20 protein-coding genes are annotated in these 21,053 nt (G+C 63.3%); 8 read left to right on the top strand and 12 right to left on the bottom strand.

Annotated elements, in window-relative coordinates:
• Positions 1 to 5 precede the first annotated feature (5 nt).
• A complete protein-coding gene (locus BMY84_RS23080; protein WP_093086922.1) occupies positions 6 to 893 on the top strand; it encodes a LysR family transcriptional regulator in 888 nt (295 codons plus the stop codon).
• Here BMY84_RS23080 and BMY84_RS23075 read toward each other — a convergent pair.
• Both BMY84_RS23075 and BMY84_RS23070 read right to left on the bottom strand, forming a co-directional pair.
• Positions 885 to 1,436: a MarR family winged helix-turn-helix transcriptional regulator gene (locus BMY84_RS23075; RefSeq protein WP_093086920.1), complete on the bottom strand. Its 552-nt coding sequence runs from the start codon at positions 1,434 to 1,436 to the stop codon at positions 885 to 887. The two genes, BMY84_RS23080 and BMY84_RS23075, sit on opposite strands and share 9 nt — an antisense overlap.
• A gap of 10 nt (positions 1,437 to 1,446) precedes the next feature.
• Positions 1,447 to 1,848 (bottom strand): nuclear transport factor 2 family protein, encoded by a 402-nt coding sequence (locus tag BMY84_RS23070; protein ID WP_093086919.1) that lies wholly within the window; start codon positions 1,846 to 1,848, stop codon positions 1,447 to 1,449.
• 95 nt (positions 1,849 to 1,943) lie between these two features.
• On the opposite strand from BMY84_RS23070, the gene BMY84_RS23065 reads away from it, so the two are divergent.
• Genes BMY84_RS23065 through BMY84_RS23055 form a run of 3 tightly spaced genes read left to right on the top strand, consistent with a single transcriptional unit; the run spans position 1,944 to position 3,617 of the window.
• Positions 1,944 to 2,336 (top strand): nuclear transport factor 2 family protein, encoded by a 393-nt coding sequence (locus tag BMY84_RS23065; RefSeq protein ID WP_256215385.1) that lies wholly within the window; start codon positions 1,944 to 1,946, stop codon positions 2,334 to 2,336.
• A gap of 14 nt (positions 2,337 to 2,350) precedes the next feature.
• Complete coding sequence (locus BMY84_RS23060; protein ID WP_093086917.1) at positions 2,351 to 3,100, top strand: SDR family oxidoreductase; 750 nt, start codon at positions 2,351 to 2,353, stop codon at positions 3,098 to 3,100.
• A gap of 13 nt (positions 3,101 to 3,113) precedes the next feature.
• Entirely contained in the window at positions 3,114 to 3,617 is a 504-nt protein-coding gene (locus BMY84_RS23055) for a DUF3237 domain-containing protein (RefSeq protein ID WP_093086916.1), read from the top strand.
• A gap of 82 nt (positions 3,618 to 3,699) precedes the next feature.
• Here the strand turns inward: BMY84_RS23055 and BMY84_RS23050 are convergent, their stop codons facing one another.
• Together BMY84_RS23050 and BMY84_RS23045 are read right to left on the bottom strand one after the other, a co-directional pair.
• Positions 3,700 to 5,832 (bottom strand): acetate--CoA ligase family protein, encoded by a 2,133-nt coding sequence (locus tag BMY84_RS23050; protein ID WP_093086992.1) that lies wholly within the window; start codon positions 5,830 to 5,832, stop codon positions 3,700 to 3,702.
• A 79-nt stretch (positions 5,833 to 5,911) separates the two neighbouring features.
• Positions 5,912 to 6,355, bottom strand: a complete 444-nt coding sequence (locus BMY84_RS23045; protein WP_093086915.1) for a MarR family winged helix-turn-helix transcriptional regulator — start codon at positions 6,353 to 6,355, stop codon at positions 5,912 to 5,914.
• Positions 6,356 to 6,469: 114 nt separating this feature from the next.
• On the opposite strand from BMY84_RS23045, the gene BMY84_RS23040 reads away from it, so the two are divergent.
• Positions 6,470 to 7,888: an aldehyde dehydrogenase family protein gene (locus BMY84_RS23040; protein ID WP_093086914.1), complete on the top strand. Its 1,419-nt coding sequence runs from the start codon at positions 6,470 to 6,472 to the stop codon at positions 7,886 to 7,888.
• Positions 7,889 to 7,952: 64 nt separating this feature from the next.
• Here BMY84_RS23040 and rutA read toward each other — a convergent pair whose 3' ends face one another.
• From rutA to BMY84_RS23000, 8 genes are all read right to left on the bottom strand, one after another.
• Entirely contained in the window at positions 7,953 to 9,020 is a 1,068-nt protein-coding gene (gene rutA, locus BMY84_RS23035; protein ID WP_093086913.1) for a pyrimidine utilization protein A, read from the bottom strand.
• A 5-nt stretch (positions 9,021 to 9,025) separates the two neighbouring features.
• On the bottom strand, positions 9,026 to 9,811 hold the full coding sequence (gene rutD / locus BMY84_RS23030; protein WP_093086912.1) for a pyrimidine utilization protein D: 786 nt from the start codon (positions 9,809 to 9,811) through the stop codon (positions 9,026 to 9,028).
• A complete protein-coding gene (rutC, locus tag BMY84_RS23025; RefSeq protein WP_093086910.1) occupies positions 9,804 to 10,187 on the bottom strand; it encodes a pyrimidine utilization protein C in 384 nt (127 codons plus the stop codon). The genes rutD and rutC overlap by 8 nt, the downstream gene beginning before the upstream one ends.
• Entirely contained in the window at positions 10,187 to 10,915 is a 729-nt protein-coding gene (rutB, locus tag BMY84_RS23020) for a pyrimidine utilization protein B (protein ID WP_093086909.1), read from the bottom strand. The genes rutC and rutB overlap by 1 nt, the downstream gene beginning before the upstream one ends.
• 102 nt (positions 10,916 to 11,017) lie before the next feature.
• Positions 11,018 to 11,407 carry a RidA family protein gene (locus BMY84_RS23015; RefSeq protein WP_093086907.1) on the bottom strand — a complete coding sequence of 130 codons (390 nt, stop codon included), beginning with the start codon at positions 11,405 to 11,407 and terminating at the stop codon, positions 11,018 to 11,020.
• Complete coding sequence (locus tag BMY84_RS23010; RefSeq protein ID WP_177204143.1) at positions 11,407 to 12,555, bottom strand: DSD1 family PLP-dependent enzyme; 1,149 nt, start codon at positions 12,553 to 12,555, stop codon at positions 11,407 to 11,409. Before BMY84_RS23010 ends, BMY84_RS23015 begins: the two co-directional genes overlap by 1 nt.
• A gap of 127 nt (positions 12,556 to 12,682) precedes the next feature.
• The gene (locus tag BMY84_RS23005) at positions 12,683 to 15,406 is read right to left on the bottom strand and encodes a TonB-dependent receptor domain-containing protein (protein ID WP_093086906.1); all 2,724 of its coding nucleotides are present in this window, start codon (positions 15,404 to 15,406) and stop codon (positions 12,683 to 12,685) included.
• Positions 15,407 to 15,480: 74 nt separating this feature from the next.
• Positions 15,481 to 17,103: a serine hydrolase domain-containing protein gene (locus BMY84_RS23000; RefSeq protein WP_093086904.1), complete on the bottom strand. Its 1,623-nt coding sequence runs from the start codon at positions 17,101 to 17,103 to the stop codon at positions 15,481 to 15,483.
• 248 nt (positions 17,104 to 17,351) lie between these two features.
• Here BMY84_RS23000 and BMY84_RS22995 point away from each other — a divergent pair, with 248 nt between their 5' ends.
• From BMY84_RS22995 to BMY84_RS22985, 3 genes are all read left to right on the top strand, one after another.
• Positions 17,352 to 18,017 carry a response regulator gene (locus tag BMY84_RS22995; RefSeq protein ID WP_093086903.1) on the top strand — a complete coding sequence of 222 codons (666 nt, stop codon included), beginning with the start codon at positions 17,352 to 17,354 and terminating at the stop codon, positions 18,015 to 18,017.
• A 10-nt stretch (positions 18,018 to 18,027) separates the two neighbouring features.
• Positions 18,028 to 19,524, top strand: coding sequence for a sensor histidine kinase (locus BMY84_RS22990; RefSeq protein ID WP_093086901.1), 1,497 nt, complete (start codon positions 18,028 to 18,030; stop codon positions 19,522 to 19,524).
• 102 nt (positions 19,525 to 19,626) lie between these two features.
• Positions 19,627 to 21,051, top strand: coding sequence for a CapA family protein (locus BMY84_RS22985; protein ID WP_093086900.1), 1,425 nt, complete (start codon positions 19,627 to 19,629; stop codon positions 21,049 to 21,051).
• Positions 21,052 to 21,053: the final 2 nt, after the last annotated feature.

The raw sequence follows: 21,053 nt of genomic DNA, 5'->3' as shown, positions 1-21,053 counted from the left end.
AATCCATGCGCCGCTGGGAAGGTATAGATGAATTTGTGGCGGTCGCGGCGGCAGGCAGTTTCAAGGCCGGGGCGGAGGCGCTGGGCGTATCCACCACCCATATGAGCCGCGCCATCGCCGGGCTGGAGGCACGGGTACAGGCGCCCCTGTTCCATCGCACGACGCGCACGGTGCGCCTGACCGATACGGGGCGATTATTCTTCGACCATTGCAGCCGCATCGTTGCCGAGCGGGACGAGGCGATCGCGATGATCAGCGAAGGCGGCGAGCCGCAGGGCGATATCCGCATCACCTGCTCGACGGCGATGGGCGAGCGGTTCATCGCGCCGATCGTGCAGCGTTACGCCGCGCAGCATGCGAAATTGCGGGTGACGATCGACCTGACCAACCGGGTCGTCGATCTGGTCGGTGAAGGCTATGACCTTGCCATCCGGACCGGGCAGCTGGCGGAATCCCGGCTGATCGGCACGCGCATCGCGTCGCGCCGACTCTATAGCTGCGCCTCACCCGACTATCTGGCGAAGCATGGCGTGCCGGTGAAGCCAGCGGACCTGGCGCAGCATGAATGTCTGGCCGGGACGACACCGCTCTGGCGGTTCAGGCGTGGCGGCCGGGATGAGACGATCCGTCCCAAGGGGCGCTGGCGTTGCAACAGCGGCAGCGCGGTAACGGAGGCGGCGCTGGCGGGCATGGGCATATGCCAGTTGCCCGAATTTTATGTGCTGGCCCATCTGGCGTCGGGCGCGTTGCAGGAAGTGCTGGCCGACTTCCGGCCGGAGGAAGAGCCGATCTGGGCCGTCTATCCCCAGCGGCGCCATCTGTTGCCCAAGATCAGCGGGTTGCTGGACCTGTTGCGGCAGCAATTGCCGGCCGCATTGGCGCCATCACTCTGAATCCCCGTCGCCTTCCGGCCGGGTGAATTCCAGGAAGCGGCTGTTGCCGTCCGTATCAGTCGATTCGAGCGTATCGACCAAAGTGTCGAGATACTGGTTGAGCGTCTCCACCTCCTTGGCTTTCAGGTCGGAGACAAGATAGGTTGAGACCTTATCGGTCTGCGGACGCATCAGGCGGTAGAGGCGCTGGCCTTCGTCGGTCAGGACCAATATCTTGCGGCGCTTGTTGGCGGGATCGCGCTCCACGGTGATGCGGTCATGTTTCTGGAGCGCGGCGACGGCGCGTGACACGCTCATCGGATTGACGCCGGTCATTTCCGCCAGTTCGTGGCTGGCCGAATTGGGAAAACGGCCGAGCAGCATGAGCAGGCGGAATTCGTTCAGGCTGATCTTGTAGCGATGCTCCAGATAGGTGGAGAAAGGCGCCATCAGCTTGTTCGCCAGTCGCAAGACGCGATGCAGCGTGTCGGCTGGGCTGGTTTCGGCCTGCGCCGATATCGTCTTGGGCGGGCTGCTGTTCGACATGGTCTTCCGATAGGGCATTTGCCGGCGCTCAAGTCAAGCCGACTATGGCGCAGCCCACGCTGGTAAATTTGCCGTCCGCCACATGATAATGGATATATTGGCGCATCTGCTGCACTTGCCCCTTGGCGATCGGCATGAACTGGTCGAGGCCCTGCGCGGCGAGCGTGGCCGCATCCAGATCCTGCGTCGCCTCGACCCGGATGATCCCTTCAAGGGCAACCAGTTCGTCACTGGCGGCAAAGCGCTCGATCGTCAGCGTCTCGATCACATGGGCGTGCAGGAAGCCGTAAAAGCGCTTGAATGCGTCGCGCGTGCCGAGGTCCACGCCAAAGAAACGGATGCTGGCGCCGGGCGCGTAGAAATCGAACACCGTGTCATAGTCGCGATTGTTGAAAGCCTGCGCATAGCGATCATAGTCGGCGCGGTTCATGGCGCTTTCCTCTCCTTGGCTCTTGTTCTTTTAATAACGATCGTTATCGTATACTGAAAGCATGGCCCTGCGCCAGCGGAAAATAGAGGGAGAGGATGATGGGCTATACATCACAGGAGCAGCGCAATCTGGATCTGGTGCAGGCGATGTTCGACCATGTGCTGATACCGATGGATGGCGAGGCGGCGGACCGGTTCATTGCGCCCGACTATATCCAGCATAATCAGTGGGTGGATACGGGGCTGGAGCCTCTGAAAGCGTTCCTGCGCAAGGTGCGGGGCGAAAATCCCGATGCGGTGCATGACATCAAGCGGCGCTTTGCCGATGGCGACCATGTGATCGTCCATTATCATGTTCGAAGGTTCGAGGGCGATCCGGGCTTTGCGGTGATGGATATCTTCCGCATCGAGGGCGACATGATCGTCGAGCATTGGGACACGGTGCAGGATGTGCCGACGGACAGCCCCAATCCCCATTCGCCCTTCTGAGCCGGAGAAAGAGCATGCGGTTCAAAGACAAGATCATATTGGTCGTCGGCGGCAATAGCGGCATTGGGCTTGCCAGCGCGCAAGCCTTTGCAGCGGAGGGCGGGATCGTGCGGCTGACCGGGCGGGATCAGGCAACGATCGACGCGGCGGTGGCGAACATAGAGGGCGCGCGGGGCTATCGCGCAGACATGGCTGATCTGGATGCGATGGACGCGGTGATCGCCGATATCGCGGCGCAGGACGGGCGGATCGATACGCTGTTCGTCAATGCGGGCGTGGGTGGGTTCGCGCCGCTGCGCGACCTGACGCTGGCGGATTGGGACCATGTCCATGGCGTCAATCTGCGCGGCTGCGTGTTCGCTATTCAGAAGGCATTGCGGCTGATGGGCCGAGGTGGATCGATCGTGGCGACGGGGTCGATCGGCGGCCATGCCTTTGTGCCGGGCAACACCGCTTATGCGGCGGCCAAGGGCGGGCTTTATGCAGCGCTGAAAGTGATTGCGGGCGAACTGGTAGGTGAAGGCATTCGCGTCAATCTTGTCAGTCCCGGTCCGATTGAAACGCCTTTACTGCATCGCAATCCAGGCATGAGCGAGGCCGATGTGGACAATCTGCGCGAGGCGATGATCGCGGCCGTGCCGATGAAGCGCATAGGCCGTGCGGAGGAAGTCGCGCGCGCCGTGCTGTTTCTGGCTTCGGACGAGGCCAGCTTTATCACCGCCGCCAATCTGTTCGTGGATGGCGGGACTTTGGAATTAGGGTGATTGGGGAGTTGGGATGATGGATATGTTTTCGACGCTGGACAATCCGCGGCTGGAGTTCGCGATGGAGGTGCGGCTGCAATTCCCCCGCGTCCAGATGATCGCCAACACCCCCTGGGGCGGCAATCGCAGTGCGGTCTATGTGGAGAGCGGCACGTTCGAGGGGCCAAGGATCAAAGGCAAGGCGGTGCCGGGATCGGGCGGCGACTATGCCTATTTCCGGCCAGACGATGTGGCCGTGTTCGACGCCCGCTACATGCTGGAAGAGGAGGATGGCACGCTGATCCTGCTCAACAACCGCGGCTTTCTGTGGGGGCGCAAGCCCGATACGATGCAGCGCCTGCGCGACTGGGCCTTTGCCGGGGGCGAACCGGTGGAGCAGCAGGATTATTATCTGCGCGGCAATCCCAGTTTCGAATGTCCGGTCGGCAAGCATGACTGGCTGACGAAGCATGTCTTCATCGGCGTGGGCGAGCGGCGATCGGACGGCAACGTGCTGCGCTATTATGCGCTGACTTGACCATGTCGTCATTGCGAGCGCAACGAAGCAATCCATGGTGCGCCAATGGATTGCTTCGCTGCGCTCGCAATGACGGAGGTTGTTAGAGCGAGATCAGCGCGTCCAGCGCAATCGCGCCCTGTCCCTGCGGATAAACGATCACCGGGTTGAGATCGACTTCGCTGATCGCCGGGGTGGCGGCAACCATCTGGCCCAGACGCTGAACGATGTCGGCGACCGCGCCGATATCCATGGCCGGGGCGCCGCGGAAACCGTCGAGCAGCGGCGCCATGCGCAGCTTGCGGATTTGTGCAATGATCGCGTCGCGTGTCAGATCGGGCGGCAGCAGGCAGACATCGTGCAGCAGTTCCGCCGCAACACCACCGAAGCCGACGAGGATGGTCGGTCCCCAATGCGGATCATTACGCGCGCCGACGATCATTTCGACGCCCTTGGCCGCCATCCCCTCCACCAGTACGCCGTCCAGCAGCAGGCCGGGGCGCGAGGCGGCAAGATTGGCCATCAACCGGTCCCAACCTGCCGCAACCGCATCTGCGTCGGTCAGGTTGATGATGACGCCGCCAGCATCGCTCTTGTGCGGCAGTTCGGGCGATTGCGCCTTCAGCACCACCGGATAGCCGAGGCGATCGGCGGCGGCGACGGCTTCGGCGGCGCTCTGTGCCAGTTCGAAGGCGGGGAAGGCGATGCCCTGCGCGCCCATGATCGCTTTCGATCGATGTTCGGGGATGGTACTGCCAACCTGTGACAGACCCTCGACCGGCTGGGCGTCGAGCGTGGCGACCGCCGTGTCACGCTGACGATGCGCGGCGATGCGGGCAAGCGCACGCAGCATCCGTTCGGCGGTCGGCAGATAGGTGACGCCCGCTTGCCGCAGGGCGGTCAGGTCTTCCGCGAAAACGCCGCCGCCTTCATCCACACCACCGACGATGACCGGCTTGGTGGCGCCAATCTGCTTCAGGGCATCCAGCACGGCACCGAACTTGATATGCGATGTGCCGGTGTCGGTCTGGATCAGAGTCAGCAATATGGTGCCGATCCGATTGTCCTGCGCCAGCGCGGCGAGGGTGCGGCCATAGAGGCCGGGATCGACCAGTCCCTGCGCGGTGATGTCCATGGGATTCGTGACGGGGACGAAATCGGGCAGCGCGGCGCGCAGGGCCGGACTGTCCGCATCGGTCAGCTTGGGAAGGTTGAGATCGACCGTCTCGGCCAGGTCGAGCATCATCGCCTTGAACGCGCCGGATTCGGCGATGACCCCGGTGCCGCCTGCCCCAGCTTCGGGCGAACGAGTGAGGATTTCAACGACATCGCCCAGTTCCTCCAGCGAGTCGACCAGGATCACGCCGGCGCGCTGGACATGGACGGCCATGACCGCATGATCGCCCGCCATCGCACCCGTATGAGTGGCCGCGCTTGCCGCACCTGCAGCGCTGCGACCGGGGTGCAGCAGCACCACCGACTTGCCGGCGGCACGGGCCGCACGAGCGGCCGCGAGGAAGCGGGCTGGATCGCGGACATGTTCGGCGATCAGCGCAATGACGGCGGTGTCCGGTTGATCGACCAGATAGGCGAGATAATCCTCAATCCCGCTCGCCGCCTCATTGCCGGTGGAGATGTAGCAACTCAAAGGCACATCGCGATGGATCATCGTCGTCGCCAGCACGGCGGCCATGGCGCCCGATTGCGAGACGATGCCGACGCGCTGATCACCCTGTGCCTTCGCCTCCGGCATTTCGATGAAGGTGAGCGAGACATTGTCGCGGAAATTGACGAGACCCAGGCAGTTCGGCCCCTCCACCACCATGCCGGCTTCGCGGGCGATGCGGGCGATTTCCTGCTGATCGGCCAGACCCTGCGGCCCATCCTCGGCAAAGCCGGCGGAGAAGATGACGGCGGCGCCGACACCCTTGCGCGCGAGGCCCCGGATGCTGTCCAGAACGCCCATGCGCGGGATCGCGAGAACAGCGACGTCGACAGCTTCGGGCAGATCATCGACGGATGCAACACAGGGGCGACCGCCAATGTCCGCGCGCTTCGGATTGACCAGATGGATCGGCCCGTCAAACCCCTGCCGCAGCAGATTGGCCAGGACCGAGGCACCGAGCGAGCCGGGCTTGTCGGACGCGCCGACGATCGCGACCGACCGGGGTCGGAGCAGGCGATCGAGCGATGGCGCCGCTATGGTCCGCTGATCCAGGCAAAGCTCTTCCGTCACGCGCATCCCCTTCCAGTCCGTCGAATCAGTCTCCGGTTACGGCCCAGATTGTGCGCCTATGATACAATTCACGCAAGCGCTATTCGACGGCATCCCCCTCGTCAGCCGGGCCGAGCCGGCTCAACAGATCGCGCAACAGATGCACTTCATCGGCGCTGAGACGCGCCGTCGTTCGGGCATCGGAAGCCTTCACGGCCGCCAGCATCGCTTTCACCTGAACCTCGCCATGCGGCAACAGCGCCAGAGCGTTGGTGCGCAGGTCGCGGCCGGGCCGCCGTTCCACCAACCCCTTGTCGACCAAGATGTTGATCAGCTTCATCGCGCTGGACCGGTTGATGCTGAGCGCCCGGCCGAGCGCCGTCTGATCGCAACCCGGATTGTCGCGGATCAGGATCAGGGCGGTCATCTTGGCCGGCGACAGATCATGCTCCGCCAGCGCGGCGCGCGCATCTTCATCCATGCGCAGATTGGCGCGCCGGACCTGATAGCCGACGAGCGACTGAAGGTCGGTCCCCTGTTTCATCCCCACTTTAATCCCTTGCCAATATTGTATCCCTGGCGCACAAATATATGGTACAGCCAGCGACGCGGAATTGCGATAGGCAATGACGTGCACGGCATAAATGGAGAGCGACAGATGGATCGTGATTATCGGATGCTGATCGACGGCGAGTTGGTGCCCGGCGTCAGCCAGTTCGACGTGGTGAACCCGGCGACAGCGCAGCCCTTCGCATCCTGCCCCAAGGCGGATGAGGCGCTGGCAGAGCGCGCGATCGCGGCGGCGAAGAAGGCGCAGCCCGGCTGGGCCGCGACTCCGGTCGAGGAACGCGCCGCGCTGACCAACAGACTCGCCGACGCACTGGAAGCCCGGATCGGCGAGTTTGCCAGCCTGCTGACCGCCGAACAGGGCAAGCCGCTGGATCAGGCCGCCTATGAAATCATGGGCAGCGTCTTCACCCTGCGCGCCTTCGCCGCGATGCGGGTGGAGCCCAAGATACTGAAGGACGAAGGCGGCAACAAGGTGGTCGAACATCGCACGCCGCTGGGCGTCGTGGCGTCGATCACGCCATGGAACTTCCCGCTGATCCTGCTGATGAACAAGCTGGGGCCGGCATTGGTGACGGGCAATACGATGGTGTCGAAGCCTGCGCCGACGACGCCGCTGACCACCCTGCTGTTCGGCGAACTGGCGAAGGACATCCTGCCGGCCGGCGTGCTGAACATCGTCTGCGACCAGAATGAGCTGGGGCCGCTGCTGACCGGACATAAGGATATCGCCAAGGTCGCCTTCACCGGATCGACCGCGACCGGCAAGAAGGTGATGGCATCGTCCGCCGGGACGGTGAAGCGCGTGACGCTCGAACTGGGCGGCAATGACGCGGCGATCGTACTGGACGATGTCGATGCGCGACAGGTCGCCAAGAAGGTCTATCAGGGCGCGATGACCAACGCCGGGCAAATTTGCGTGGCGGTGAAGCGCGCCTATGTGCCCAGCCCGATGTATGACGATTTCTGCGACGAGCTGGCGAAGCTGGCGAACGAAGCGATCGTCGACGATGGCGCCAAGCAGGGCACGACCATCGGCCCGGTGCAGAACAAGATGCAGTTCGACAAGGTCAGCGCCCTGATCGCCGATGCCAAGACGCGCGGCACGGTGCTGGCCGGTGGCGAGCCGATGGACCGGCCGGGCTATTTCATCGCGCCGACCATCGTGCGCGACCTGCCCGAGGATGCGCCGCTGGTGCAGGAGGAACAGTTCGGCCCGGTGCTGCCGGTGCTGAAATATGACAATATTGACGATGTCATCGCACGCGCCAATGACAGCGACTATGGTCTGGCCGGGACGGTGTGGGGCAAGGATGTCGAGCGTGCGACCCAGATCGCGATGAAGATCGACACCGGTACCGTCTGGGTCAACCAGCATCTGGCGATCGACGCGAACATACCGTTCCGCGGCGTGAAGCAATCCGGGCTGGGCGGCGAACTGGGCGAAGCAGGCCTGCTGGAATATACGCAGGCGCATATCGTCAATATCGTCGCGCTCGAAGACGCCTGACGCAAGACGCCTTCGGGATGCAAAAAGGGCCGGTGCAGCATGATGCCGCATCGGCCCTTTTTCGTCAGCCGATATGGGCCCGGCTCTTCATCAGGGGCTGGATATGGGTGCCGAAGGCATCGACCCCTTCCAGAAAATCGTCGAAGGTCAGCAGGACGCCGCCGGTATTGGGTACCTCCGCCATCTCGTCCAGCATGCGGGCGATGCTGGCATAGCTGCCGACCAGCGTGCCCATATTGATGTTCACCGCCCCTTCGGGCGCGGCAAGCTGACGGACATTCGTGTCGCTGTTGACCTGATCCTTGGCGCCCTGTTCCGCCAGCCAGGCGATGGCGTCGATGTCCACGCCGTCATTATAGCTTTTCCACTTGGCCATCGCTTCCTCGTCCGTTTCGGCGGCGATCACCATGACGAGGACGAACACCTGCACGTCGCGCCCCGTCTTCGCCGTGGCGGCGGCAAGCCGGTCATTGTTGAAGGCGAAAGCGGTCGGCGTGTTGACGCCCTTGCCAAGGCAGAAGGCATAGTCGGCCCATTTGGCGGAGAAGGCGAGACCCGCATCGGATGATCCCGCGCAGATGATCTTCATGTCGCCGGTCGGCTGTGGCCAGACGCGGCAATCGTCCATCGTGTAATATTGGCCTTTGAAGTCCGACGTTCCGCTTTCCCACAATTCGCGCAGGATCTGGGCATATTCGTCCAGCATCGTGTAGCGGTTGCGGAAATGCTCTTCCCCCGGCCACAGGCCCATCTGCGTATATTCGGGCGGCTGCCAGCCGGTGATGAGGTTCAGGCCGAAACGGCCATGGCTGATGCTGTCGATGGTATTGCACATGCGCGCGGCGAAGGCCGGCGGGATGATGAGCGTGGGGCAGGTCGCGAAGATCTTAATCTTCTCGGTAACGGCAGCGATGCCCGCCATCAGGGTGAAGCTTTCGAGGCCATATTCCCAGAATTCGGTCTTCCCGCCAAAGCCGCGCAGCTTGATCATCGACAGCAGGAAGTCGAGCCCATGCTTCTCCGCCCGCAGCGCGATCTCCTTGTTGAGGTCGAAACTGGGTTTGTACTGGGGCGCATTCTCCGAAATCAGCCAGCCATTATTGTTGATGGGGATGAAGACGCCGACCTGCATGGTTTTCAGCTCCTGAGAAAATCGAGGACATGGTGATTAAACCATTTTGTGTCTGTTACATTGCAGGCATGACCGCCCCACTCCATCGTCACCAACGGCGCGCCGCCCAACTCACGAGACAAGCCCCAGCCAGCCACGCTGGGGACGAGCATGTCATCCGCCGTCGCTAATACAAGAACCCGTTTCGTCAGGTGCCGAAGTTTCCCGGTTACGTCGAACACCGCCAGCGCCGCAATCCGCTTTTCCATCGTTGCCGCACCGGGAAAGCTGGCCAATTGATGCGGCAGTTCTGCATCAAGTTCTTGCGTATGTGTACTGATCCACCCGGCAGGATAGAGGAAGATCGGCTGGGCGCGCAGAAACGCCTCCACGCCAGAGTGACGCAGCAGGTTGAGCCGTGCTTCGAAACATCGCAGAAAATGCGGATCGGCCTTGGCCCAGCCATTCACCACCACCAATCGGTCGAGCCGCTCCGGCGCCTTGAGCGCGAGTGCGAGGCCCGCCACGCCTCCCGCCGCATGACCTATGATATGCGCGCGTGCAATGCCGAGTGCATCCATCAACGCCAGAATATCGTCTGCAAAATCATCGACGCTCACGACATCGGGCAAGGCCCGGTCGCTGCGACCCGTCCCGCGATGGTCATAAGCGATGACGCGAAAATGCTGGCTGAGCGCGGCTATATTGGGCGCCCAATAGCTTGCCGATCCGCCCAGCCCGCTCGACAGGATCAGCGGCGGCGCGTCGGGCGCGCCATGTTCCTCATAATAGAGCCCTGCCGCCTCAGCCAATGTGCGCGACCGAAGCTATTTCGACCAAACAGTCGGGCTTCACCAGATCGGCGCGGATGCAGTAGCGAGCGGGCTTTGCGCCAGGGAAATAGTCGGCATAGACGCTGTTGAACGCGGCATAATCGGCCAGATCCTTGAGGAAGATATGGTTCATCGCCACATCCTCCAGACTGGCACCGGCGGCTTCCAGCGTTACCTTGATCACGTCGAGCACATGGCGGGTCTGGGCGCCGGCGTCGCCCACATGCAGCACCGCGCCGCCCTCCCCCAAGGCCAGCACGCCGGAGACATAGACGGTGTTCCCCGCCTTCGCCCCGGCCGAATAAGGCGCGATCGGCGTCGGGAATTGCGGCGGATTGATCGGTTCGAACGGCATCAGGCGTCTCCTTGCGGCAACTGGCCTATGCTGCCGCAGAAATCCGCGACACTGCTGACCCAGCCAAAGAATTTCTCGACATTGTAGAGCGTTGCCTGATGGACGAAATCCGGCCCCAGATGATGGGTGGCATCGTCCAGCATGACGCTGAAATATTCGAGGTGGAAGGCGTCGCGCAGCGTCGATTCGACGCAGACATTGCTGGCGATGCCGACGAAGATCAGGGTGCGCACGCCCCGCGCGCGCAGCACGCTGTCGAGTTGGCTGTTGAAGAAGGCGCTATAGCGGGTCTTGTGCACGCGGATGTCGCCGGGCTTGGGCGTGAGCGCATCGACCAGTTCATAATCCCAGCCTCCGCGCGCCAGAAATTGCCCCTGTAGTTCCGGCCGGGCGCGCATGGTCTTGAGCGCGTTCGATTTGTGCCAGTTGGGCGATCCGGGACCGCCCGCCTCGACATAATCGCCGTCCCAGCCATTTTGCAGATAGACGACCGGCATGCCAGCACCCCGCGCCACGTCCAGCACCTGCGCGATCCGGCCGATCACGTTGGCCGCGCCGCCAATGTCAAAGCCCGCCAGATCGACATAACCGCCCGGCGAGGCGTAGGCATTTTGCATGTCGATGACGATCACGGCGCTGCTCGCCGGGTCGACCCGGACCGGTTCCGGCCGCGCGGACAGTATCACGCTGGTCGAGCCGGTCGATGGCGGGGTGATGGCGACGGACATGGGGCGATCTCCCTGGACAGGAAGGCAACTTTCCCCAATGGCAGGGCAGATGCAAGCGCAACCATGATGAATGGCTGGCTCATCATCGCGCGGGCAGAAAGATCAGTCGCCGGATGCCAAAGCGATTGCGTCGATTTCGACCAGACAGCCATGGTGGAGTTCGGCGACCGGCACTACGGTCCGCGCCGGCCGCGCATCGGGCAGCATGGCGGCATAGACAGCGTTGAAGGCCGGCCAGTTTTCGACGCCGACAATATAGGCGGTCACGCGCGCGAGCTGGCCGGGATCGCTGCCGGCGGCGGACAGGATGGCCAGCATGTTGCCGATCGCCAGCCTTGCCTGATCGTCGAAGCTCAGGTCCGCCCGTATCCCGACGGCCGGATCGACGGGCAACTGGCCGGATATGAAGACGAAGCCATTGGCGCGGGTCGCCTGCGCATAATGGCCGGCGGGCTGCGGCGCATCGGCTGTTGAGATAGTCTCGACCTGCATCACCAGCCTCCAAATCTTGGCCAGACGGCCTCTATCGATTGAGTCCCGCCCGACAGGACATGATAGCGATCATGCTGGGCGCCGGTCGCGCAGGCGTGATTGGGAAGGATGCGAACCCTGTCCCCAATCGCAAGATCGGGCAGCGTCCCGCTGGAGCCGGGCCGCAGCGCCAATATGCCATGTTCCTGATTGGCATCCGCCACGATCAGATCGCCGAAGGGGCGACCATGTTGATCGCAGACCAGACCATAGCCCTGATCCACCGCCTGCCGGGCCGTACCCCGATCGCGGGACAGCGCCATCCAGCCGGCATCCACCAATATCCATCCCTTTTCGCGCTGATGACCGATGACGGTGGACAGAAGCGACAGGGCAATATCATCGACCGTGCACACGCCGATCCCGGCCATCACCAGATCGAAGAAGACGAATACTCCGGCCCGGACTTCCGTCACGCCGTCGAAGCTGGTGCCGAAATGGGCGGTCGGCGTCGATCCCACGCTGACGACCGGGCAGGAAAAGCCTTTGGCCCGCAGCCAGTCCGCCGTGGACACGACCGCCAGCCTTTCTTCCTCCGCGCAGGCGCGCAAGGCTTCATCGCTGCGTGCGCCATAGCTGCCACCGGCATGGGTCAGCACGCCGCGCAGTTCCGCGCCGTCCGCCAGAGCCGACGCGATGGCAAGCTGTGCGTCATGATCATCCGGCCGGACGCCCGATCGATGGCCGTCGCAATCCACTTCGATCAGGGCGGGGATAGCGACGCCTGCATCCCGCGATGCACGGGCCACGGCCTGCGCTTGCTCCACGGAATCGAGCACGACGGCAATGTCGACGCCTTCGGCTTTCAGCGCCAATATGGCGGGCAGCTTGTCGGGGCTGATCCCGACCGCGTAGATGATGTCGCGCACCCCGGCCTGCGCGAACAATTGCGCTTCACGCAGCGTCGATACGGTGGCCGGTCCGTGCGGCGTGGTCATCAGACGATGCGCGACGTCGACCGACTTGGCGGTTTTGAGGTGCGGACGCAGGTTCACGCCCAGTCCGTCCAGACGACCCCGCAGACGCGCGATATTGCAGTCCATCCGGTCGGCGTCGAGGATCAGGGCGGGGGTGGAAAGCGTCGAGAGAGTCTGTTCAGGCAAGGTCATGCTGCTCCGGCTGGAGGTCGCATAATGCGTGCCGGTGGGAAATTATCAAATCCAATCTGCCAGATAGCGCAAAGGGCGGCGCGTCCTGCGACACGCCGCCCTTTCCTTTTTTATTCGACAGTCAGGATCAGAAGCGAACCTTCGCGCCGACAGTCATGTAACGGCCGATCGTGTCATAGTGGATCGCGCCATAAGTGGTCAGCGGCGGATCGCGATCGAACAGGTTGTTGACGTTGGCGAACAGGGTGAACTTGTCGATGTTCACCTGACCGCCCAGGTCGACATAGACGCGAGCCGCGATGTCATTGTTGGCGATGTCCAGCGCATGGTTGAACTTGCCGCCGCCGACATAGCGAACGCGGGCATCGATCGACACATCCTGATTGGTGTAGTTGATCGAGCCCGTGGCGCGCCAGTGCGGCGTGCCGAAGCTGACATTGTCACCCACGTCGCCGGCCCGATCGACGGTGGTCTTGCCATCGTTGATCAGCACCTTGTCGACATAGGTGGCGAGGCCACGGAAGCGCATCGTGCCACCCATACCACTGCTGACCTTGCTGAGCGGCAGGGTATAGCTGGCTTCGACGTCCACACCGCTGGTCCTGTACTCGGCCAGGTTGATATAGGTGGTGTAGATGGTCGTGGGCGCACCGTCGCTGTCGCGAACGATCTGGCTGCACAGATTGTCGTTCCCACCGGCACAACCGGTGATCACATCCTGCGCGCCGAGCGAGGTGATCGCGTCCTTCAGCTTGATGTTATAATAGTCGACCGACAGATTGAAGCCCGGCAGGAAGGTCGGCGTGAACACCGCGCCCAGAGTCAGCGTGCTGCCGATTTCGGGCTTCAGGTTCGCGTTGCCGCCGCCATAGCGGGTGACGGAATAGGTGTGGCTCTTACCCTCATCATCGATTTCGGCAACCGTGGTGAAGCTGGTCGTGCTGGTGGTGTAGAGTTCGGCCAGGCTGCCCGAACGAATGTCACGCGAACGCGACGCACGGATCAGCAGGTTGTCGAAGATGCGGTCGGTCAGACCCAGCTTCCAAGACCAGATGCCACCGCTGGTGCTGTAGCGGCTGTACCGGGCCGCGCCATTGACATCAAGCTTGCTGAAGGGCTGATCCAGCAGCGGGAGGGCGACTTCGGCGAAGCCTTCCTGCACGTTGAACCCACCATTAAGCGGCGAGAAGTTGAACCGGCTGAACCCGCCGGCTGCCGAGGTGGCGTCGAGGCTGTTGGTGACCTGTTCTTCCCAGCGTGCTTCGGCACCAAAGGCGACCGAAACCGGGCCGGCCCAGGTGGAGAAGGGATCACCGCGAAGGCTGGCGCCGGTGGTGTCGAGCTTGGTCGTGTAGATGACCTTGGCGACGTCGCCGAAGACATAGTCGATCGCGGCTTGGCTGGCAGTGCCGGTGCCCAGGATATTGAGCGGCGAGCAGCCCGAATTGGCGTTGGTCAGGGTGACACGGCAAACGATATTGCCGCTCGAATCCGTCACCGCGTCAAGCGCGTTGCTCAGCTTCGTGCCGTTGATCTGGTTGTCATAGCTCTGCATGTTGCGGTTTTCGCCATGGCTGTAATAAGCCGAATAGCGCCACTTGCCGTCCGCGAAGCTGCCGTCGACGCCGATCGCGCCTTCGATATTCTGGCGATAATAGCCGAAGGTCCGATAACCATAATCCTCGAACACGCGGCCGACCTTGACGGTGGTTTCCTTGGCAGCGGCCAACTGGCTCTGGATGTCCGACGACAGATAGGGGTTGGTCGCCGACAGGGTGTAGGTGCCGCTTTCCGCATAGAAGGGATATTTCGCCCAGATGCGGCTGTAGCTGCCGTCCGCCCAGAAGGTGGCGTCGCCCACTTCGAAGCTGGCGCGGGCATAGCTGTTGACGCGCTGATAGGGGTTGGTCAGCGAATATTCGTCGTTGGTGGCGACGCCTTCGCCGCCGACCATGGTCGAACCGCTGATCTGGCTGCCATATTGGAAGTCGCGCAGCGTGCCGTCCGAATTGAAGGTCTGACCCTTCAGCGTGCCCGAGGTGATCAGGCCACCCAGGCTGGTGGTCGAAGCGTTGACGTCGCGGACCAGAATATAGTCATGGTCGCCATCGGTCGGTGAGAAGAGGTTGGCGCTGCCGACATTCTTGCGCGAATTGCGATCGAGAATGCCGTCATCCTTCTGATATTCGCCGCCGATCATGAAGTGACCGCGGCCATCAGCGAACTTGGTGCCGAAGGTGGCGTCGAGGCTGTAGCGATAGCCGTCGCCGCGCGAGGACAGGCCATTCTGGGCGCCCAGCGTCAGGCCTTCCAGATCATCGTCCAAGATGATGTTGACCACGCCGCCGATCGCGCCCGAACCCCAGGCCGCCGATGCGCCGCCGGTGACGACTTCGACCCGCTTCACCAGACCCTGCGGCACGGTGTTAAGGTCGGACGAGCCGGTGAAGCGGCGGTTGTTCAGCAGGGTCAGCGTGCGGGTGACGCCCAGACCGCGAAGGTCCATTGCCGAGGAGGAGGAATTGGTGTTGGCGACGGTGCTGGCCGGCGACTGGGTCGCGCGGAACTGCGGCAGGTCGTTCAGAACCTGCGCGATGCTGGGACGAGCACCCTGGCGCAGTTCGGTTTCACCGATGACGGTGGTCGGCGTCGGCGCTTCGAAGCCCTTGCGGTCAATGCGCGATCCGGTGACGACAATGGCCGGGGCCGCTTCTTCGACAGCTTCATCGGCGGCGGCAGGCGCGGCGTCCTGCGCCATGGCGATAGACGGAGTGGCGAGCGACAGCACCAGAGCGGCGCCGGCAGTCCCCGCCATCAGCAGGCGGCGTAGTCCTTCTTCATTGTAACGCATCTTGATAGTCCCCTTATGCTCTTGCTTTGATTATGGCCGCGACCCGAGCGGCTCTTGTGTAATGTCCTGAAAAATCAGTCCGCGACGCGGCGGAAGGCGACGTCGTAGGCGCGGCCTTCGCCAAAGCGCAGGCCAGTGACGGCGCCATTGGCATCGCGTTCGAACTTGACCGTGATGCGCGAGGATTGCGGCATCGCTTCGCCAGTGAAGACGTCGGCATAAGCGGGCGTCAGCGGCTGGTTGTACCAGCGCGGGCCGCTATAGATCAGCTTGTCGCCATCCTGCCGGAAGCTGAGGCAGGCGAAGGTGTCGACCCCGCAGAAGCGGCCGACATAGGGCTTGGGATCGAAAGCGGTGACGGCATCGACCTTGCGATAGGCGACCTTTTCGCCCTCCCGATGTTCAAGCGTCAGGCCGGTCTTGCTGAAGGCGAAGATATCCTCGCGCTGGGCCCAGCGGCCCGGACCGACCGGCTTCAATACCTTGCCATCGGCACGCAGATTGCCCTTGTCGTCGCTGTCGAAGCGGACCGGGAAGCCGGTCATGCCGTCGGCATAGACACCCGAGGGCAGCGCGCCCTTGGGCGCATAGGGCTTGGCATTATAGGCCGGCAGGAAGATGTCAGCGACATCGCGACCCAACGTCGGCGTATCGGCATTGCCGGTATTGCAGAGCAGCGACACGGCCAGCTTCTGCTGCGGATAGCGCGCCATCCATGCGCGATAGCCGCCGGTCGACCCCGAATGGCTGACTTCCTGCACGCCATGATGATCCAGGTTCACCAGCGCCAGCGCATAGGCGATCGGCGTGCCATCATTCAGCTTGGTGGGGGTCTGCATCGTCTCGGTGAAGCCGGGGCCGAATGTGTCGGCATCGAGCGCCGCCTGCCACTTCACCAGATCGCCCACCGTGGTCAGCAGGCCGCCATTGCCATAGGCATCCTCGATCACCTGATCGTTGCGATAGACGCCATCTTCAAATTCATAGGCGCCGGTGCGGCCCGCGACGACATCGGCATGATCATCGCGCCAGCGGGTATGGGTCATGCCCAGTGGCTTGAAGATATGATCCTGAGTGAAGTCGGCGAGCGACTGGCCGCTGACGCGGGCGACGATGATCGCCAGCAGATTGAAATTGGTGTTGCTGTACAGATAATGGCTGCCGGGCGCGAAGTTCAGCTCCTTCTGGCGCGCGACGATGTTCAGCATATCCTGATTGTCGGCGGTGCGGCTGTTGCGCGGCCAGCCTTCGATCGCAGCGACCGAGCCCCAGTCGCGCAGACCGCTTGTGTGGTGCAGCAGGTGGCGGATCGTGACCGGCGTGCCGTAATCGGGCATTTCCGGCACGAACTTGCGAATATCATCGTCCAGCGACAGCTTGCCCGCACGTGCCAGCATCAGCGTGGCGGCGGCAGTGAACTGTTTGGAATCGGAACCGGCTTCGAAGATGGAATCGGTGCTGATCGGCACACCCAGCTCCAGGCTGGCCATGCCATAGGTACGGGTGGCGATCGCCTGTCCTTCGCGCGAAACGGCGACGGCGCAACCGGGAGCATCGGGCTTGGCCCAGCGCGCGAACAGGGCGTCTACGCGGGCGATGCTGGCCGGATTGGCCGGAGCGGGCGCGGCGGCGCTGGCCGTACCGGCGACGCAAAAGGACAGGAACGCCCCCGCAAGCGAAGGCAGCTTGATCGTCATGTCTGATTCCCCTTGCGCGCGCCTAAGAAAGGCGAGCGCTGATCTTGTCGGTCCGCAGCCTTTGGCGCGGTTGCAGCATGGCTTAACCGGAGTCGCTGTCATGAACCTGACACAAGCGGGAAAGACGCCGACTACACGCAATCTATGGCAAGCAAGCGAGTCCCGACCTTCCCTTTTGCGTCGGAATGGGTCATGCACGGCGCAATTTCCTGCTGCTTTCGAGAGGATGCCGCGTCACGGAGTCGGGTATGCGGTTGTTGCTGGTGGAAGATGATGAGCGGCTGGCGCGCGGCATGGTCGCGTCGCTGGAAGCGGCAGGCTTTGCCGTCGACATATTGACCAGCGGTGAGGATGCATTGCGGCTGGCCAGCCAGGAACCCTATTGCGCGATCGTGCTGGACCTGGGCCTGCCGGACATGGATGGGCTGGACGTGCTGAGCCAGTTGCGCGCGCGCGGCGCGGCAACGCCGATCCTGATCCTGACGGCGCGCGACATGATCGACGACCGGATCAACGGGCTGGACCGGGGTGCGGACGATTATATGGCCAAGCCCTTCGACCCGCGCGAACTGGAATCGCGCATCCGTGCGCTGGTCCGCCGCAGTCAGGGATCGCCCGATCCGGTGATGCGCATCGGTGCGCTGACCTTCGACCGGTCGAGCCGGACGGTCTATCTGGACGATGTGATACTGGACCTGCGCCGCCGCGAACTGGCCGTGCTGGAAACGTTGATGGGACGGCCCGGCAAGGTCGTGGCCAAGGAACGGCTTTCGGCCGAAATCTTCAACTTCGACGATGCGGTGACGCCCAATGCGCTGGAAGTCTATGTCGGCCGCCTGCGCAAGAAATTGCAGCCGTCCGGCCCGGCGATCCGCACGATCCGTGGCCTTGGCTATATGATCGAAGCGGCCTGACGATCCCTTAATGCGCCAGTCTCCCCATTCTCTCCGGCTGCGCCTGACCGGCGCGGTGTTGATGCCGCTGGCGGCGCTGGTGCTGCTGTTCTGCGTCATCACGGCGCTGGTCACGCATGATACCGAAGCCAATACGGTCGACCGGGTGCTGATCGGATCGGTACGGACATTGAGTCTGGCTTACAACAACCCGGCGGCCGACCGGGAGCGGCTGGTGCCGCTGGTGATCCACCTGCTGCGGCGGCGCGCGCGGCCAGTCGTGCTCTACAGCGTCTATCGCGGGCAGACCCTGATCGCTGGCGACCCTGCCCTGCTTCCACCCGCTGATTATAGCGCGACATGGGATGGCATGCTCGACCGGCACAAGCCCACCACTTTCGTCAACGCCTATCGCGAGAACCGCATGGTGCGCGGCTATCTGGACCCGGCCGATGCCCGGCAGGTAACGCAGGCGGCTTATCTGCGCAGCGGTACGCTGCATGGTAAACCGGCGCGGATCGCCACCGAAATTCGCCGGGCACAGGGCGACACGGAGCTGATCGCGATTCAGGTCGCCGACTATATGGACGATCGTGCCGCCTATGAACGCACCTTCCTGCAACAGGTGGTGCTGGCGGGGCTGGCCGCCCTGATCCTGACCGGCATGCTCTTCTGGTGGGCGATCGAATGGGGGTTGCGCCCGCTGGTGGATCTCACCCAGCAGGTCGATATGGCACGACGTGATGCGCCAGCGACGTTCCGGCTGGAAACACCAGAAACCGGGCCGGTCGAGATGCAGCCTTTCGTCGCGGCCTTCAACGGGTTGATGGCGCGGTTGGAAAGGGCGACCGAGTCCCTGCGCCAGTTTACGTCCAATGCATCGCACCAGATGCGCACGCCGCTGGCCGTCGCGCGGGTGCAACTGGACGTGCTGGACCGGTACGGTCCGACATCGCCGCAGGGCAAGGCGGCCTTGCAGGACATTCCGCATGCCATCGATTCGCTGGAGCAATTGTTGCGCCAGTTGATTGCCCTCGCCCGCAGCGAGGATCAGATCGGCACGCAATTGCGGCCCTTCGATCTGGCGGAAGTGGCCGCCACCGTCACCGGAGAGCGGGCGGCGCAGGCGCCGGCCGACATCGACATCGGCTATGACAAGAGCGTGGAAGGCCCGGTCATGGCGGTGGGCCAGCCAACACTGGCGGCCGAACTGATCGGCAATCTGCTCGACAATGCGATCCGCTATAATCGGCCGGGTGGCAGCGTGTCCGTCCATGTCGATCGCGATGAAGAAGGTGCCATCGTCGCAATCGACGATGACGGCCCCGGCATTTCGGCAGCCGATCGGGAAAAGGTGTGGGAGCGTTTCTATCGCATCCCCAATCGCAAGGCGCCTGCAGGAACGGGGCTGGGCCTGCCGATCGCCCGCGCCATTGCCGAGCGGATGGGCGCGACGATCAGCCTTGAGGACGGGCGGTCGGGCAAGGGGCTGTGCGCTATCGTCCGTTTCAGGTCCGACATCGCCTGACGCGCCACCGGGCGGGCAATCGCCTCTGTGACAGGTTCATGTCAGCCGCGGCGGCTATCCCCATGGCAAAGCCGATCCCGGCCGGAGCCAAGGGGAAATTCCATGCCGTTGCCCATTTCATTCCGCTGCAAGGCGCTGCGCAGCCTGTCTCTCGCGGGCGCCGCCCTGATGATGACCGCCGCCCTCCCGTCCCATGCGGAGGAAGAGGAGAGCGGTGGCAAGCTGACTACGGCAACCGTGCCGAGCACCCCGATCGCGGGTGAGTTCAGCTTCGCAGCGGTCGGCGACCTCATCTATCTGCGCCCGATGCTGGCGACGATCGAGAAGCAGTCGCCCGACATGCTGGCCATTCTGCGCGGTGCGGACGTGACCTTCGCCAATTTCGAGACGACCGCGCTCGACCTCAAGACCTTCAAGGGATCACCGCAGGCGGAATCGGGCGGCACCTGGATGCTGGCTGATCCCGCCGTACCGGGCGACGTCGCCAAGATGGGCGTCGATATCGTCGGCCATGCCAACAACCACGCCACCGACTGGGGCGTCGAGGGTCTGTATGACACGCTGGACCTGCTGGATGATGCGCATCTGGTCCATGCCGGCACCGGCCGCAGCATGACGGCGGCGCGGGCGCCCGCTTATTTCGATGGGCCGCATGGCCGTGTCGGGCTGATTTCCGCCACCACGAGCTTCACGCCGATGTCGCCCGCCTCCGACCCGTTGGGTCAGGTGCCGGGACGCGGCGGCGCCAATGCAATCCGCAGCACGGAAATCGGACTGGTGTCCGACGCCGATCTGGCGACCATCGCCCGTCTCGCCGGGACCAAGGCCGGCGCGCCGGTCAAGATGAAGGGCCGCGAATATCGCGCGACCGCCACCCCCGCCACGCCGATGACGATCGAATATGATCTGAACGCCAAGGATGTGAACGCCAATCTGCTGGCCGTGCGTCAGGCCCATCAGAATGGCAATTTCACCGTCTTCTCGCTGCACAATCATGAACCGGGCAATGCCTTCCAGACGCCCGCCAATTTCGCGCCGACGCTGGCGCATCAGGCAATTGATGCCGGGGCGGACGTCTATGTCGGCCATGGTCCGCACCAGTTGCGCGGCATCGAAATCTACAAGGGCAAGCCGATCTTCTATTCGCTCGGCAACTTCGCGATGATGAACAATAGCCTCGATGACCTGCCGGCCGATATGTACGACCAGTTCGGCATCACGCCGGGCAGCGTGACTGCGCCGGAACTGCTTCAGGCGCGCGGGGCGAAGGAATTTGGCGATCCCAACCTCTATGAAACGGTGATCGCGGTCAGCCAGTATAAGGATGGCAAGCTCAGCGAGATCCGCCTCTATCCCGTGGATCTGGGCGTCAACGCGACGGGCGCGGGACGCGGTGTGCCGCATCTGGCGGACGCAACGGTTGGCGCGCGTATCCTCGCCCGGTTGCAGCGCCTGTCGCAACCCTTTGGAACGCATATCGACATCGCGCGCGGGATCGGCATTATCCGCGTCAGCGGATCGAACTGATC

The organism is Sphingobium sp. AP50, from assembly GCF_900109095.1.
Lineage (GTDB): Bacteria > Pseudomonadota > Alphaproteobacteria > Sphingomonadales > Sphingomonadaceae > Sphingobium.
The sequence above is the reverse complement of the archived record's forward strand: the minus strand, read 5'-3'. Positions and strand labels throughout refer to the sequence as shown.

Bases quoted from the DNA above. Each gene is read 5' to 3' on its own strand.
- BMY84_RS23010 (WP_177204143.1), bottom strand. From the start codon at position 12,555: ATGACCTTGCCTGAACAGACTCTCTCGACGCTTTCCACCCCCGCCCTG.
- BMY84_RS23065 (WP_256215385.1), top strand. From the start codon at position 1,944: ATGATGGGCTATACATCACAGGAGCAGCGCAATCTGGATCTGGTGCAG.
- BMY84_RS23045 (WP_093086915.1), bottom strand. From the start codon at position 6,355: ATGAAACAGGGGACCGACCTTCAGTCGCTCGTCGGCTATCAGGTCCGG.
- BMY84_RS23040 (WP_093086914.1), top strand. From the start codon at position 6,470: ATGGATCGTGATTATCGGATGCTGATCGACGGCGAGTTGGTGCCCGGC.
- BMY84_RS22995 (WP_093086903.1), top strand. From the start codon at position 17,352: ATGCGGTTGTTGCTGGTGGAAGATGATGAGCGGCTGGCGCGCGGCATG.
- BMY84_RS23080 (WP_093086922.1), top strand. From the start codon at position 6: ATGCGCCGCTGGGAAGGTATAGATGAATTTGTGGCGGTCGCGGCGGCA.
- BMY84_RS23005 (WP_093086906.1), bottom strand. From the start codon at position 15,406: ATGCGTTACAATGAAGAAGGACTACGCCGCCTGCTGATGGCGGGGACT.
- BMY84_RS23000 (WP_093086904.1), bottom strand. From the start codon at position 17,103: ATGACGATCAAGCTGCCTTCGCTTGCGGGGGCGTTCCTGTCCTTTTGC.
- rutB (WP_093086909.1), bottom strand. From the start codon at position 10,915: ATGTCCGTCGCCATCACCCCGCCATCGACCGGCTCGACCAGCGTGATA.
- BMY84_RS23075 (WP_093086920.1), bottom strand. From the start codon at position 1,436: ATGCCCTATCGGAAGACCATGTCGAACAGCAGCCCGCCCAAGACGATA.
- BMY84_RS23015 (WP_093086907.1), bottom strand. From the start codon at position 11,407: ATGCAGGTCGAGACTATCTCAACAGCCGATGCGCCGCAGCCCGCCGGC.
- rutC (WP_093086910.1), bottom strand. From the start codon at position 10,187: ATGCCGTTCGAACCGATCAATCCGCCGCAATTCCCGACGCCGATCGCG.
- BMY84_RS22985 (WP_093086900.1), top strand. From the start codon at position 19,627: ATGCCGTTGCCCATTTCATTCCGCTGCAAGGCGCTGCGCAGCCTGTCT.
- BMY84_RS23055 (WP_093086916.1), top strand. From the start codon at position 3,114: ATGATGGATATGTTTTCGACGCTGGACAATCCGCGGCTGGAGTTCGCG.
- rutA (WP_093086913.1), bottom strand. From the start codon at position 9,020: ATGCAGGTCGGCGTCTTCATCCCCATCAACAATAATGGCTGGCTGATT.
- BMY84_RS23070 (WP_093086919.1), bottom strand. From the start codon at position 1,848: ATGAACCGCGCCGACTATGATCGCTATGCGCAGGCTTTCAACAATCGC.
- BMY84_RS22990 (WP_093086901.1), top strand. From the start codon at position 18,028: ATGCGCCAGTCTCCCCATTCTCTCCGGCTGCGCCTGACCGGCGCGGTG.
- BMY84_RS23060 (WP_093086917.1), top strand. From the start codon at position 2,351: ATGCGGTTCAAAGACAAGATCATATTGGTCGTCGGCGGCAATAGCGGC.